The organism is Vibrio cyclitrophicus (assembly GCA_023206055.1).
Lineage (GTDB): Bacteria > Pseudomonadota > Gammaproteobacteria > Enterobacterales > Vibrionaceae > Vibrio > Vibrio cyclitrophicus_A.
On sequence record CP065366.1, the window covers coordinates 1,612,067 to 1,627,456 of the forward strand.

General features: G+C 45.8%; 10 protein-coding genes. 8 read left to right on the plus strand and 2 right to left on the minus strand.

The annotated features are described in order from the left end of the window. Positions 1 to 25 precede the first annotated feature (25 nt). The 3 genes from ITG09_07255 to ITG09_07265 all read left to right on the plus strand — a co-directional run bounded on the left by ITG09_07255 (position 26) and on the right by ITG09_07265 (position 6,278). Positions 26 to 1,342, plus strand: a complete 1,317-nt coding sequence (locus ITG09_07255; GenBank protein ID UPR53413.1) for a MipA/OmpV family protein — start codon at positions 26 to 28, stop codon at positions 1,340 to 1,342. A 198-nt stretch (positions 1,343 to 1,540) separates the two neighbouring features. Continuing rightward, complete coding sequence (gene hrpA / locus ITG09_07260; GenBank protein ID UPR53414.1) at positions 1,541 to 5,641, plus strand: ATP-dependent RNA helicase HrpA; 4,101 nt, start codon at positions 1,541 to 1,543, stop codon at positions 5,639 to 5,641. A gap of 142 nt (positions 5,642 to 5,783) precedes the next feature. Continuing rightward, complete coding sequence (locus tag ITG09_07265) at positions 5,784 to 6,278, plus strand: outer membrane beta-barrel protein (protein ID UPR53415.1); 495 nt, start codon at positions 5,784 to 5,786, stop codon at positions 6,276 to 6,278. Between the two features lie 152 nt (positions 6,279 to 6,430). On the opposite strand, the gene ITG09_07270 is transcribed toward ITG09_07265, so the two are convergent. Beyond that, entirely contained in the window at positions 6,431 to 7,219 is a 789-nt protein-coding gene (locus tag ITG09_07270) for a hypothetical protein (protein ID UPR53602.1), read from the minus strand. After that, positions 7,140 to 7,943 carry a hypothetical protein gene (locus tag ITG09_07275; protein UPR53416.1) on the minus strand — a complete coding sequence of 268 codons (804 nt, stop codon included), beginning with the start codon at positions 7,941 to 7,943 and terminating at the stop codon, positions 7,140 to 7,142. The genes ITG09_07270 and ITG09_07275 overlap by 80 nt, the downstream gene beginning before the upstream one ends. Positions 7,944 to 8,475: 532 nt before the next feature. Between ITG09_07275 and ITG09_07280 the strand changes: the two genes are divergently transcribed. From ITG09_07280 to pheS, 5 genes are all read left to right on the plus strand, one after another. Next, positions 8,476 to 9,261, plus strand: a complete 786-nt coding sequence (locus ITG09_07280) for a TetR/AcrR family transcriptional regulator (protein ID UPR53417.1) — start codon at positions 8,476 to 8,478, stop codon at positions 9,259 to 9,261. Between the two features lie 119 nt (positions 9,262 to 9,380). After that, complete coding sequence (locus tag ITG09_07285; protein UPR53418.1) at positions 9,381 to 11,906, plus strand: MMPL family transporter; 2,526 nt, start codon at positions 9,381 to 9,383, stop codon at positions 11,904 to 11,906. 44 nt (positions 11,907 to 11,950) lie between these two features. Then, positions 11,951 to 12,757: an outer membrane lipoprotein-sorting protein gene (locus tag ITG09_07290; protein ID UPR53419.1), complete on the plus strand. Its 807-nt coding sequence runs from the start codon at positions 11,951 to 11,953 to the stop codon at positions 12,755 to 12,757. A gap of 9 nt (positions 12,758 to 12,766) precedes the next feature. Continuing rightward, entirely contained in the window at positions 12,767 to 13,999 is a 1,233-nt protein-coding gene (locus tag ITG09_07295) for a hypothetical protein (GenBank protein UPR53420.1), read from the plus strand. A gap of 397 nt (positions 14,000 to 14,396) precedes the next feature. Beyond that, positions 14,397 to 15,380: a phenylalanine--tRNA ligase subunit alpha gene (pheS, locus tag ITG09_07300; GenBank protein UPR53603.1), complete on the plus strand. Its 984-nt coding sequence runs from the start codon at positions 14,397 to 14,399 to the stop codon at positions 15,378 to 15,380. Positions 15,381 to 15,390: the final 10 nt, after the last annotated feature.

Here is a 15,390-nt window from a genome sequence, read left to right on the forward strand (position 1 = left end):
TATTACAAAGAGTAATTACACAAGAATGAAGCACAAATTTTCACCGAAGCTCATCTCGTATGGGGCGGTTTTATTAAGTAACGTTTTTTTAGGTAACAGCGTGGCGTGGGCTGCGGAAGAGCAAGAGTGGGGCATCGCTGCGATGTTTCGTACTGCGAGCATCCCTTATGACACGTCTGGTGGTGACCAATCGGTTAACTCATTCGTACCGATGTTGTTTTTCAAGAACGATTATGTATTCATTGACGGTACCGAGATGGGGGCATATCTCTATCAAACGGACGATGAGAAGTGGTCTTTCAATGCTATCTCCCGCATGCGTTTTATTGATATCCCCGCTTCTGAACAGAACGCAATCGAAGGCGATACGGCGGATTTCGGTGCTCAACTGACCTACCAGCTTGATGATTCTTGGTCTGTCGAGACGGAATTAATGAGCGATAGTGAATACAACTTCCACGGTAACTTACGTGCTAAAGCTAAGTATGAAACCGGAGATTGGGAGTTTTACCCGAGCGCGACACTTCGTTATAAAAGTGCTGACTTCAACAGTCAGTATTACTCCGCGTCTAATGAAACCATTGGTGCTGGTGTTGACTTAAATGTTGGTGTTGAAACGCGTTACCATGTGGTTTCAAACTTGTACTTATTGGGTTCAACCAGTGTGACTCGATTGGACGATAACGCTTACGATTCGTCGATTGTTGAAGACCGTTATCAAGGTGAATTGTACCTTGGCTTTGGTTTCTTTAACGACAAAGAGAAAGCACCCAAACCTAAGCTGAGTAATGCGCCGTATTTACGTGTCGCACATGGTTGGGCAACGCCATCCAATATTGGCGATATCATGAAGTTCAATAGAGAGAAAGACGAATACAACAACCAGCTGACCTCGTTCTTCTATGGCCACCCGTTAACCGATGAGATCTTCGGCTTCCCATTGGATATCTATTTGACCCCAGGTATCGCACACCACTGGAGTTCAGACGTTCAATCAAGCAGCACCGAATACATAATCGCAATCAAAGCGTATTACACCTTTGATTGGCCAACTCAGTGGCGTGTAGGTGTGGCAGAAGGTATGTCTTACATCGATTCGATTACCTATATCGAAGGCTCAGAGATGGACCGTAAAGGTTACACCGCAAGCCATTTGTTGAACTACTTAGACTTCTCATTTGATGTGAATGTGGGTGATTTAATCGGCAAGAATGACTTGAACAACTTATGGTTTGGCTACTCATTGCATCACCGTTCTGCAATCTTTGAAAACGCATCCCAGTTTGGTCGAATCAAAGGCGGCAGTAACTACAACACGGTTTACTTCCAGTACGAGTTCTAAGGTTAGTTTCGAAATGTCGTTTTTAGCCGTAGTTTACTAAGTACTACTTACATTTGACCTCGCTTCTATAGCCTTCGCTAGTGTTAGCGTGGTTAATCAGCCTGATAGCAAAAGGTTTTCCCTTTGCTGTCAGGCTTTTTTGTTTGAGACTTGTGATATAATCGCGCGAGTTTAATAAGTACAAGAATAGGACACGCTTTGACTTCGTCTCCGGAAAAAGCAGACAACAACAAGAATGCAGCACAGCCGAGTTCTCCAAAGAACGAAGCGAAATCGAATAAGCCTGCATCGAACCGACCTGCTAAGCAATTAAAAGCTAAACAACCAAAAACTAATCAACCAAAAGCTACACCTGCTGATCATTCAGCAGCAGCCAATACAAAAGCATCTCAGAATAGCCCAGCCTCTCTTCGTAAAGCGCTCAACGAATGTATGATGCGCGATCGCTTCCGTTTGAGTAAGCGAATTGCTGGTGCGAGTAGAATTAAAAACGAACAATCTAAGAACGTTGTCTTCGATGAGATAGCGTTAGACATTGCCAAGTCAATGATGACGGCAAATCAGCGTGCCTCGCACAAACCAACCATCGAATACCCAGAGATTCTCCCTGTTAGCCAAAAGCGCGATGATATTGCGAAAGCCATTTCTGAAAACCAAGTGGTTATCGTGGCGGGCGAAACGGGTTCGGGTAAAACCACTCAGTTACCAAAGATTTGTTCTGAGCTTGGCCGTGGTCGCTTTGGCCTAATTGGTCACACTCAGCCTCGTCGTCTTGCGGCACGTTCAGTTGCCAACCGCATTGCGGAAGAGATGCAAACACAGCTGGGTGATTTTGTCGGTTATAAGGTTCGTTTTAACGACCAAATTTCTGATAACACGCAAATCAAACTGATGACCGACGGTATTCTACTGGCGGAAATTCAGCATGACCGTTTCTTAAGTCAATACGACACCATCATCATCGATGAAGCCCACGAACGCAGTCTGAACATTGACTTCATCATGGGTTACTTAAGAGAGCTTTTGCCAAAGCGTCCTGATCTGAAAGTGATCATCACGTCGGCGACCATCGATCCTGAGCGTTTCTCGAAGCACTTTAACAATGCACCGATCATTGAAGTATCAGGTCGTACTTACCCTGTAGATACGCGTTACCGCCCATTAGGTGGTGATGAAAGTGATTCAGACCGCGACCAAATCGAAGGCATCTTTGAAGCCGTTGATGAGCTGTGTGATGAAGGGCAAGGCGATATTTTGATCTTCATGAACGGTGAGCGAGAAATTCGTGATACCGCAGATGCATTAAGTAAACGTAACCTGCGTGATACTGAAATTGTTCCGCTGTACGCACGTCTATCGGCGGGTGAACAGAACCGAATCTTCCAGTCTCATACTGGTCGACGTATCGTTCTGGCAACCAACGTGGCAGAAACCTCGTTAACCGTTCCGGGCATCAAGTATGTAATCGACCCGGGTACGGCGCGTATTAGCCGTTACAGCTACCGCACCAAAGTACAACGCCTACCGATCGAGCCAGTGTCTCAAGCGAGTGCCAACCAACGTAAAGGTCGTTGTGGTCGTGTTGCGGAAGGTATCTGTATTCGTCTGTATTCTGAGGAAGATTTCGAATCACGCCCAGAGTTTACTGACCCTGAGATCCTTCGTACTAACCTAGCATCTGTAATTCTTCAGATGACAGCGCTAGGCCTAGGCGACATTCAAGCATTCCCATTTGTTGAAGCGCCCGATAAGCGCAATATTCAAGATGGTGTAAGGCTGCTTGAAGAGCTTGGTGCGATCGCGACTGTCGAACCGTCTGCGAACAAAAACAAGAACCATGGCGACGACAAGAAGAAGCTAACGGCAATTGGTCGTAAGCTTGCTAAGCTGCCGATTGATCCACGTTTAGCGCGGATGGTGATTGAAGCGCCAAGCAACCGCTGTCTACACGAAGTGATGGTGATTGCGTCTGCATTGTCGATTCAAGATCCGCGTGAGCGTCCGTCAGACAAACAACAATCGTCTGATGATAAGCACAAGCGCTTCTTCGATAAAGAGTCAGATTTTATTACGTTTGTGAACCTATGGGATTACGTTAAGCAGCAGCAAAAAGCGCTGTCGAGTAACCAGTTCCGCAAACAGTGTAAGCAAGATTACCTGAACTACTTACGTATCCGTGAATGGCAAGATGTGTACTTCCAAATTCACCAAGCAATGCGTGAATTGGACACTAAGCTGAATACGGAACCGGGCAGCTACGATGGCATTCACATGTCTCTGCTATCAGGTCTGCTTTCACACATCGGTATGAAAGACCAAGAGAAGAATGAGTATCAAGGTGCCCGTAATGCGCGCTTCCATATCTTCCCTGCGTCTGGCCTATTTAAAAAACAGCCTAAGTGGATCATGTCTGCTGAGCTGGTGGAAACCTCAAAGCTTTGGGGCCGTGTTATCGCCAAGATTCAACCGGAATGGATTGAACCGCTAGCGAAACACCTGATTAAACGCAGCTACAGCGAACCACATTGGTCGAAGAAGCAAGCGGCAGTAATGGCACATGAAAAAGTGATGCTTTACGGAATCCCAATCGTACCTAAGCGCCTTGTGAACTACGGCGCGATCGATGCCACCGTCAGCCGTGAGTTGTTTGTACGCAGTGCATTAGTAGAAGGTGAGTGGGAAACGAAACACGCTTTCTTCAAGCAGAACCGTAAGCTTCTACAAGAAGTCGAAGAGCTAGAACATAAATCGCGTCGTCGCGACATCTTGATCGACGATGATGAACTGTTCGACTTCTATGACCAGCGTGTTGGCGAAGAGGCGGTTTCAGGCCGTCACTTCGATACATGGTGGAAGAAGACCAGCCAGAAAACACCTGAACTGCTTAACTTCGAAAAGTCGATGCTGTTCCGAGGTGATGCTAGTCACGTTACTGATTTGGATTACCCGAACTTCTGGCACCAAAATGGTATCAAGCTAAAGCTGAGCTACCAATTTGAGCCGGGCGACGACAACGATGGTGTAACGGTACACATTCCGCTGCCTATCTTGAACCAAATCGACCAGAACGGTTTTGATTGGCAGATCCCAGGCCTACGTCAGGAGCTGGTGATTAGCCTAATTAAGTCGCTCCCTAAAACGCTACGCCGTAACTTTGTGCCTGCGCCAAACTACGCGGATGCGTTCTTAGCTCGTGTGACACCGTTAGAAGCACCGTTGTTGGATTCTCTTGAGAAAGAACTGCGCCGCATGACAGGTGTTGAAGTGGTACGTGATGACTGGAAGTTAGACCAGATCCCTGAGCACTTAAAGGTAACATTCCGCGCTGTAGATCATCGTAAGCGTAAGCTGAAAGAACAGAAAGACTTACATGAACTGAAAGAAAGCCTGAAAGACAAGGTTCAAGAAACGCTTTCTAAGGTTGCAGACGATGATATCGAACAACAGAACCTGCATACGTGGAGCTTTGGTGAGTTACCAAAAGTCTACCAACAGAAGCGTGGCGGCTACGATGTTAAAGCGTTCCCAGCGTTGGTGGATTCTAAAGACAGCGTAGAGATCAAACTGTTCGAAACCGAGCAAGAGCAGATCTCAGCAATGAAATCGGGTCAGCGTCGTTTAATCTTGTTGAACGTACCATCGCCGATCAAATACTTGCACTCTAACTTGCCGAACAAATCGAAACTTGGCTTGTATTTCAACCCATACGGACAGGTACTCGACCTTATCGATGACTGTATCGCTTGTGGTATTGATAAGCTAATTGAAGAGAAGGGCGGTTTAGTTTGGGAGCCAGAGCAGTTTGAAGCACTGAAAGAACACGTGCGTGCAGAGTTGGGTGACAGCGTAGTTGAGATTGCTCAACAGGTTGAAACCATCTTAACCACGGCATTCAGCATCAGTAAAAAGCTGAAAGGACGTGTTGATCTTTCTATGGCATTTGCGCTTTCAGACATCAAAGCTCAGGTAGAAGGTTTGATTTTTAAGGGGTTTGCCACAGAATGCGGGTGGAAACGTCTGCCGGATATTCTACGCTATATGAAAGCCATTGAGCGTCGAATGGAAAAACTGCCGATTGACCCGAACAAAGATCGTCTTCATATGATCAAAGTTGAGTCAGTAATGAACGATTACAAAGAGCTGCTGAATAAGATTCAAAAAGGGATCGCGGTTCCAGAAAATGTAAAAGAGGTGCGTTGGATGATAGAAGAGCTTCGTGTAAGCTTCTTCGCACAGCAGCTCGGTACGCCTTACCCAGTTTCAGATAAGCGTGTTAAAAACGCTATTGATGCTTGCTAAAGGAATAAAGCTAGACGCAATGGCAAGGTTTGGGTATAAATCTTGCTTATTGCATTACTAATTAAATAGTTACTACAAAAAGGGCGACTTGGTGGCAATTTATTACCACGCAAGGCCTGCCACTAGGACGAAAAGGTCGAATATGAAAAAAACGTTATTGGCACTAGCACTGCTAGGTGCATCTTCAACAGCAATGGCTGATTCTTGGTTGTACGGCGGTGTAATGGGTGGTCAAAACTCATTAGGCAATAAAGAAGAGACAGCGATGGGTATCCACGTGGGTACAGGCATCCTGCCACTAATCGGTATTGAAGCGGGTTACTGGGATCTAGGTTCTTTCGACAGCGTTAAGTACGGCAACCGTGACCTAACAAACCTAGATGCAAGCACAGCTTACCTAGCAATCAAACCAAGCATCGACTTTGGCCCTCTTCATGTATACGCGAAGGCTGGTATTCACTCTTACGATCTTAAAGGCGACGGCTTCAAGCAATCAAGTGAAGATGTAATGTACGGTGTAGGCGCAGAATACTTCATCTTTGGTCCACTATCTGTAGGCGCTAGCTACCAAAACTTCAAAATGAAAGATGACGACTCTGGCGTATTCACGCTAAACGCAACTATCCACCTACTGTAATTAATCAGTAAGGCGATCGTAAATAACGGTCGGATAGCCGTTAAAGAGTTCGTAGAATTCATAAAAAATGCCAGCTTGATAGCTGGCATTTTTGTATCTGTTAACCGTGTAATCGCTACTCTGCTTTCTTGTGACAGATAGCGGGCAGACGGCTACTTTTTACTGTTTAGAATCTTCTGGATTCTTGGGTTAATCGCTTTGCCGTGTTGACTTTCGTACTCTTCACGTTTCAAATCATTCAAGTTCTTCACTGAGTTAGCGGCAAGCAGGAATTGCGGCAATTCCGTTTCTAACATGCCTTTCTCATCTAAACGCTTTGCTTCCAAGTAGTATTTCTTAAACAGGCCATCAAGCTTGTTTTCAGCCGTACGCTTTAAGTCGTACAGTTTGTTTTGGATTAACCACTTCTCAATCTTGTTCACGGCAGTGCGCGACAACACACGAATACGGCTATCTAGCAACTCTTCTTCAGTCAAAGAGTCTTTCAGGATCCAAAGCTCACCCATTTGTGGTGGCCAACTGTTGCCCAGTTGAATACGCTCATGACAGTGCATTAGCACACGGTTTAGGCCGTCTGAATCAACAGAGTGGGCAAATTCAATGAACTTACCACTTGGCTCACTACCGTATTGGTATTCCCACTGTGTTTCGTAAACGCTCAGGAAAGAACCGAACACATGGATACACCAATCGGTCAGTTCTAATTCAGCTGGATCTTGATCAACAACAGGCACTTGTTGAGACGCACCAGAGCCCGCAGCGTTTGGTGTCGCTACTTTTACTTCGGTACTTTGCGCTTCAATAACGTCAGGTACTACGGCATCTTTAGGCAGTACATCAGGAACAACAGGTGAAGCTGACTCAGAAGGTTGGCTTTTTGCCTTTCTGAATGAGCTGCTGCCTGAAGCGTTCAGATGGGCTAAGCTTTTGTCGATACCCATTTCCTTGAGCTTGTCCTGCATTTCCTGAATATTGAGAGGTCTTCTGCTGTTGTTGTCTTTCATTTTGCTTCTCGTTAACTAACCAGTACTGCAACTTAGATTCGATGCGTGATATTGGCATTAGTTCATTGGCTTTGGCTTTATACCAGAGGACAAATTTCTTCCATATTAAACTATGGTCACCAGCTAGGCCGGAGAATTTAAACGCACGTTCCGCCCATGTTGGAATGATCTCTTCATCCAAATCATGCGTTGAAACGGTGTTGCTGTTCATTGAGCCTCGGCCTTGTGGGCGAGGGGCCTGCTGCATGTGTTGCATTGGCGCCGGAGCAGGCTGAAACTTAGGTGCAGGTGCAGGTGCAGGTGCAGGTGCAGGTGCAGGTGCAGGTGCAGGTGCAGTAGAGTAGACCGGAATACTATTGGTCGGTTGAACCTCAACGTGCGGCGCAGCTTGCTCTTGCTCAATGAGCATTTTGAAAACGTGAATCTCTTTCTTATCTCGATAGTCTACTTTCACCTTATCGAGAAAACCTTGGTCGACTAAACACTTAAGGCAGTCGGCTAAACCAAACGTAGAGAGAGCACAAAGCTGACCTGCCGTTTGCAGGCATACATTGGTGTAACCGAGTTCATCAGCACCATCTGCAAGCATCAATAAAACCAGCTTTTCTGCTGGGCTAGAAGTATTCACTTGCCAAGCTAAATAAGAATATTTGGCGCTCAATATTGTGTTCTCAAAAAAGGTAAGTCGTTGTCACTATTGTAAGTCACCCCTTACCGAATTTATAGCAACTTAACAGAAAACGGCATTAGTAAGCCAAATATTGACCATAAGGAGAGGTCTGCTCCAGAAAGTAAGCCGACAGTCATTCATTCTTGTGGTTTACGCTAGGAATCATTGGGCATGAATACGCATAGCCGCTTAAAGTGACGACATTCTTTGTAAGGTTAAGAGTGACCAATTCGCTTTCACATTCTGTTGGTCAAATACAGGTCTTCTTTTAAGGTCGACTATTGATGATTGTCTAATCGACTCCCCATCCACTTATCTATCAATTCATAAACTGCATTTAATTTATAAAACACCTTGATATGATCAATATTTGCGCTATTATGACGATAAGTCAGAAATGACGAAGCGTCACAAAATGGTTAACTACATGAATTTACTATTCGTGTTAATATATTGGATAGGAGTGTTTTAAATACTGGCGAAGCTTAGATGATAGCTAAGCTAAAATACGGACTGAGAAATTATGTTTGGCTTTGGTTGTAAAGGCGATAAACAAGGTATCTTTGGTTGCAAAGGCGTGTTGTCTAAAAAGCAGCAGTCTATCGCAGACCGAGAAGTAGAGTTGATGTTGTTAGCAAAAGATCTGGTTCGAGAACAAGGGTTCGGAAACCTTACGATGGATAAGCTAACGGCCGCGAGCTCTTATTCGAAAGGTACAATATACAATCACTTTTGCAGCAAAGAAGACGTAGTTTTAGCCTTGTGTATTCACTCTTTAAAGGCCGAAGCATTAATGTTTGCTCGTTCTGGAGAGTTTGAAGGCAACTCACGCGAAAAGGTCGTTGCACTGCACGTTGCTTACCGAATCTATGTTCGCATGGAGCCGGTGCTATCAACCTGTGCGATCATGGCAAAAAGCCCGTGGGTACTAGAGAAAGCGTCTAGTGCACGCGTAGCCGAGATGAATGAACTGGAAGAATTGGTGATTGAACAAGCTGATTTAATGGTTAACCAAGCAGTTGATGCTGGTGACTTAAAGTTCCCTTTCGGTATGGGTTCAGACGCCATCGTGTTTGCAAACTGGTCAATCGCATTTGGTTCAAATGCCTTGTCACAGAACGCATCCAACAGTCATTGTATTAAGCGGTTACAAGACCCGTATTCAGTATTATACAACGCGAACATGCTACTAGACGGCCTCAACTGGCAGCCTCTTTCTACTGATTGGGACTACCGCAAAACTTGGCGTCGAGTAGAACAAGAACTGTTCAGCGAAGAGATTGCCTACTTAGAATCTGTAGGTCGATAGCTTCCATTAAGCCCACTCATGTGGGTTTATTAATAACCATTTATGACGATTCGTCACAAACTTAAGTTTAGCCGAATGTGGTTTAGGCTTTCTTGAGTATATGACTAAGAATTGTGTTTTTGTCAGCTTCGGCTGGCTTTTTAAGACACAACTATGACGAATCGTCACAAATGGAGACTGTGATGGAACATGACAGCCAGAAGCTCGCTTTCGATCACCAAAATCGAGATAACCGTAACGTCGATAGCGGGGATCTAAATAACAGTTGGCACTCAATACCGACCAAGCGTTCGTTTATCGTTCTGCTGGTGGTTTTTTCAATCATCATTCTCTCTGCATTAGGGGCAAAGAACCTCTACTTTAGAGGGGACTACAACATCTTCTTCGAAGGCACCAACAAACAGTTGATGGCGTTCGACGAAATTCAAACTACCTTTGCAAAAACCGATAACCTCGCGATTGTTGTCGCGCCTGAAGATGGCAATGTCTTCACCCCAGAAACCCTCACCCTAATTCAAAACCTCACGGTCGATGCGTGGCAGATCCCGTACTCAAGCCGTGTCGATTCGCTTGCCAATTATCAGCATACCGAAGCGGTTGAAGATGACCTCTTAGTGGAAGACTTGCTGTACGAAGAATACGAGCACACGCCAGAGCGGATCGCCAAAGTAAAACAGATCGCGCTCAACGAACCACTGCTTAAGAATGCTTTAGTATCGGCCTCTGGCGACGTGACCATTGTGAACGTGACCGTGCAATTGCCTGAAGTGGATAAAACCGCCGAAGTGCAAGAAGTCATTGCAGCAATCAACACCATGATCGCTAAGTATCAAGCCGATTATCCGAATGTCGAATTCCATAAAGCGGGCATCATTGCCATGAACAACGCGTTTATGATGTCGGCTCAAGAAGACAGTTCAACGCTGGTTCCGTTAATGCTGTTGGTGGTGTTGGTGTTCCTGACCTTTATGTTGCGCTCATTCTTTAGTGTGGTGGCTACCTTAGTTGTGATTATCTCGTCGATTGTCGCGACCATGGGTTTGTCTGGCTGGGCTGGGATGTTCCTCAGCACCGCGACGGTTAACGTTCCAACCTTAGTATTAACCCTTGCTGTTGCCGATTGTGTTCACGTGATTGTGACCATGAGACAAGCGATGCAACGCGGGATGGAGAAAGCACAAGCCATTCAATACAGCATCAAGCTTAATGCGATGCCGATCTTAATTACTTCTGTCACCACCGCGATTGGTTTCTTGATGATGAACATGTCGGATTCTCCCGTATTGCGAGACTTCGGTAACTTGTCGGCATTGGGCGTGATCATCGCGTGTTTTCTCTCTGTGACTATGCTTCCTGCGCTGTTAAAACTCTTGCCAGTTAAGAGCTTGCCAGCAAATCCATTAGCGGCAGATAAAGTGACCTTCATGGATAAGCTCGGTGACTTTGTCGTGACCAATCGTAAAGCATTGCTGCCTATTTCTACTCTTGTGATTGTGGGTGCTGCCGCGTTAATTCCACTCAACAAAGTGAATGATGAATCGGTGAAGTATTTCGATACATCAAGTGAGTTCAGACAAGCAGCCGATTTCATGGAAGAGACCGTAAGCGGCATGACCACCATCAGCATCGCAGTCAAAACCAACGAATCTCAAGCGATTGCTGATCCTGTGTTCTTACAAGCGATTGGCGACTTTACTGAGTGGCTACGCGTTCAACCAGAAACCGACCATGTGGCCACGCTTTCCGATGTTTACATGCGTTTGAATAAGAACATGCATGGCGATGATGACAGTTACTACCAACTGCCACTTAACCGTGAACTTGCCGCGCAATACCTACTGCTATATGAGATGTCTCTGCCTTATGGGTTGGACCTAAACAACCAGATCAACGTCGATAAGTCATCGATCAAAATGGTACTTACGGTAGACAACCTAGGCAGTGTGGAATTGGTGGAACTCGAAGAGCGCATCTACTCATGGTTTGCCGCTAATGCATCTCAGTATGAAGTGGTCGCGTCGAGCCCATCACTGATGTTTGCTCACATTGGCGAAACCAACATGGCGAGCATGCTATCGACACTGCCTATCACCTTAGTGCTTATTTCTGGCTTGATGATCTTTGCATTGCGCTCGGTTCGCTTAGGCATCATCAGCCTAGTGCCAAACATTGCCCCAGCGATTATCGGCTTTGGTTTATGGGCGTTTATTTCGGGCGAAATCAACTTGGGTTTGTCAGTCGTTGTCACCCTTACATTGGGTATCGTGGTCGATGATGCGGTGCATTTCTTGAGTAAATACCAACGCGCCAGAATGGAAGGTAAATCAGCAGAAGAAGCGGTTCGTTACGCCTTCCACACTGTTGGTCGCGCATTGTGGATCACCACTGTCGTACTTGTGGCTGGTTTCTCTGTACTGGCGATGTCGAGCTTCAGACTTAACTCCGACATGGGCTTACTCAGCGCGATCGTGATTTTCATTGCGCTGGTGGTCGACTTCATCTTGCTACCAAGTTTACTGATGATCTTCGACAAACAGACTCACTACTCAGATAAACCTCAGCACGAATCAAAGCCACTTAAAGCCGAGTTAACTACAGCAGAGCAATCTAGCCCAGCTGGCGAACTGTCTACTTCGACTAAATAAGGAATCGTCAGCCTGCTGCGGTGGGCTGACTCAAGGAGAAATTTATGAAAAGCGTTAAACCATCATTCGTTACTACATTATTTGCAGTGAGCACGTTAAGCATCAGCACATTCGCCGCTTTCCCTGCGTTAGCCGATCCAGCGAAAGGCCTAGAGATTGCCGAACAACGTAAAGCCGTTGATATGGGGTGGGGCGATTCTGTCGCGACCATGGAAATGCTACTTCGCAATAAACAAGGCGAAAGCAGCACACGCCTAATGCGATTGAAATCGTTAGAAGTGGATGACGATGGTGATAAAGGCCTAACTATTTTTGATGAGCCACGCGACGTAAAAGGCACGGCTTTCTTAAACCATTCACACATCACTAAGTCTGATGATCAATGGTTGTATCTGCCTGCATTGAAACGTGTAAAACGCATCTCTTCACGCAACAAATCTGGCCCGTTTATGGGCAGTGAATTTGCTTACGAAGACTTGAGCTCGTTCGAGTTAGGAAAGTACACCTTCAACTACATTGAAGACGCCAAAATTGAAGGCGTGGATACCTTTGTATTGGAGCAAGTTCCGACCGATAAAAACTCCGGCTACACCATGCAAAAAGTATGGCTAGACCAACAATATTACCGCCCAGTTCAAGTGGAGTTTTACGACCGTAAAGGCGCATTGCTCAAAACCCTATCGTTCCAAGATTACAAACAATACCTAAACCAATACTGGCGCGCGCACACTATGTCGATGCAAAACCACCAAACAGGCAAGAGTACGGTATTAACCACGACAGATTTAGCGTTCCAGACCGGTCTTAAGGACAAGGATTTTCAAAAAAACACACTTAAACGTGCAAAGTAAGGCAAGAATATGAAAAGGATTGTGTTAACAGGAACGCAGTTATCTTTAACTTTGGCAGCGACAGTTGGGCTTATGCAGGTGTCGTTGCCATGTGTGGCAGCAGGTTTTAGCTCTGAGTTCGTAGAACAGGTCACCCCACAGCTAGCAGGGCAGGTAAACCTTGAACACAGGCAGTTCTTTAGTGACGGCTTACAAGGGCAGGATAAAGGGCAAAGCTCACTGGTGTTGCAACCGGAGTTTTACTGGGAGCAACAAGAGGGCAATGGCAGCTTTACCTTCACGCCGTTTTATCGCCTAGACAGCGAAGACGATGAGCGAACCCATGGTGACGTTCGTGAAGCTTTGTATCTTACCTACTGGGATGATTACGAACTGCGAGCGGGTGTCGGCAAGGTGTTCTGGGGCGTGACCGAATCAGCGCACTTAGTGGACGTAGTAAACCAAACCGATGCTATTGAATCGGTCGATGGTGAATCCAAGTTAGGTCAGCCTATGGTGCACTTCACGTCGATCAAAGACTGGGGAACCATTGATGCCATGTTATTGCCGTATTTTCGTGAGCGTACCTTTGCAGGGGAAGACGGTCGATTAAGGCCGACTGTACCTGTATCGGACGATGCACTTTACGAATCTTCGAGAGAAGAAAAGCACGTCGATGTGGCATTGCGTTATAGCCAAATGTACGGCGATTGGGATGTGGGATTAAGCTACTTAGGCGGCACCAATCGCGACCCTTATTATCGTGTAGAAGGCAATCAGCTAAAGCCGTATTACGCGCAAATGCAGCACTTCGGACTCGATGTGCAAGGCATTATCGGCGACTGGTTATGGAAGCTTGAAAGCATTTATCGCGATAGCTACGACAACCACACTGGTGTCGCGACAGGCTTTGAATACACATGGGTTGGGGCGCTTGAATCATACTGGGACATCGGCTTCATTGCTGAATATCTGTATGACAGCCGAGGTAATAACGCCCAAACCATCGGTCAAAACGATGTGTTCCTCGGGGCGCGTTTCGCCTTGAACGATGAAGACGGGACCGAGGTGCTAACGGGCATTACTCAAGATTTAGATAACAGCGATGTCTACAGCGCAAAGCTCGAAGCATCTAGCCGTATTAACAATAACCTCAAGTGGCGACTGAACGCTTGGTTGTTTGAGAACGAAACCCCGGAGGATTTGTTGTTCTTTGCTCGCAAGGACGATTTTGTTGAGGTGGCGTTGGAGTATTACTTCTAAAGGCTCGATGTTTTAGCTTCAATTGTTAAGTTTTAAATTCAGATTATTCTACGAATAAACCAAAGAGCGGTGGTCTTAAACCTCGCTCCTTGGTTTCAATTCTCAATCTCAATCTCACTCTTCTACTGATCTCTTTCTAACACCACGCCTCAAACAAGGTTCTGTGAATGTAATCAAACTGTCTCACTTGGTGACGTTTTTGTATCGGTTTCTCTTTGATTTCATCGATTTCAATGAAATTCTGTTTTCTAACGTTAAATTTGCCGTGTTTTTAGTCAATAACTTGTTCTTTTAGCGATTCAATTTGGCATTGGTAGCGTGTTTGATTACTATGTGTAGCTATCTAAAAAAACTAATCATCCGATACGGACACTACCAACTGGTAGATGAGGAAATGATGCAACATCTAGAAGAGATCATTGCTAATGCAACGACTGCTATTGATACAGCAGATTCGTTAGTCGCACTTGATGAAGTGCGAGTTCAGTATTTAGGTAAGAAGGGTGAACTAACCCTTCAACTACAAAGCCTAGGTAAACTTCCACCTGAAGAGCGTCGCACTGCTGGTCAAGAGATCAACAAAGCGAAAGGTGCTGTTCAACAAGCGATCGCAGCTCGCAAAGACGCACTACAACGTGCAGAGCTTGAAGCGAAACTAGCTGAAGAAACTATCGATGTGAGCCTACCAGGTCGTCGCATTGAGAACGGTGGTATTCACCCAGTGACTCGTACAGTTGAGCGTATCGAACAGTTCTTTGGTGAGCTTGGCTTTAGCACTGAGTCTGGCCCTGAGATTGAAGATGCATTCCACAACTTTGATGCACTAAACATCGCAGACGATCACCCAGCTCGTACTGATCACGATACTTTCTTCTTCAACCCTGATCTAATGCTACGTACGCACACTTCTGGTGTTCAAATCCGTACGATGGAAAACGGCAAACCGCCATTCCGCTTCATTGCTCCGGGTCGTGTTTACCGTAACGACTACGATCAAACTCACACGCCAATGTTCCACCAAGTGGAAGGTATGTTAGTTGATGAGAACGTAAACTTCGCACAACTTAAAGGCATTCTTAACGATTTCCTTTGTAACTTCTTTGAAGAAGAAGTTGAAGTGCGTTTCCGTCCTTCATTCTTCCCGTTCACAGAGCCTTCAGCTGAAGTCGACGTGAAACGTAAAGATGGCAAATGGCTAGAAGTTCTAGGCTGTGGCATGGTTCACCCTAACGTACTTCGCTCTGTTGGCATCGACCCTGAGAAATACTCTGGTTTTGCATTCGGTATGGGTGTAGAGCGTCTAACGATGCTTCGTTACGGCGTAAATGACCTTCGTGCGTTCTTCGAGAACGACCTTCGTTTCCTTAAACAATTCAAGTAATCCGGGGCAG

Coding starts and splice junctions, on each gene's coding strand:
- ITG09_07255 (UPR53413.1), top strand. CDS start 26: ATGAAGCACAAATTTTCACCGAAGCTCATCTCGTATGGGGCGGTTTTA.
- ITG09_07265 (UPR53415.1), top strand. CDS start 5,784: ATGAAAAAAACGTTATTGGCACTAGCACTGCTAGGTGCATCTTCAACA.
- ITG09_07270 (UPR53602.1), bottom strand. CDS start 7,219: ATGGGTATCGACAAAAGCTTAGCCCATCTGAACGCTTCAGGCAGCAGC.
- ITG09_07280 (UPR53417.1), top strand. CDS start 8,476: ATGTTTGGCTTTGGTTGTAAAGGCGATAAACAAGGTATCTTTGGTTGC.
- ITG09_07290 (UPR53419.1), top strand. CDS start 11,951: ATGAAAAGCGTTAAACCATCATTCGTTACTACATTATTTGCAGTGAGC.
- ITG09_07295 (UPR53420.1), top strand. CDS start 12,767: ATGAAAAGGATTGTGTTAACAGGAACGCAGTTATCTTTAACTTTGGCA.
- pheS (UPR53603.1), top strand. CDS start 14,397: ATGCAACATCTAGAAGAGATCATTGCTAATGCAACGACTGCTATTGAT.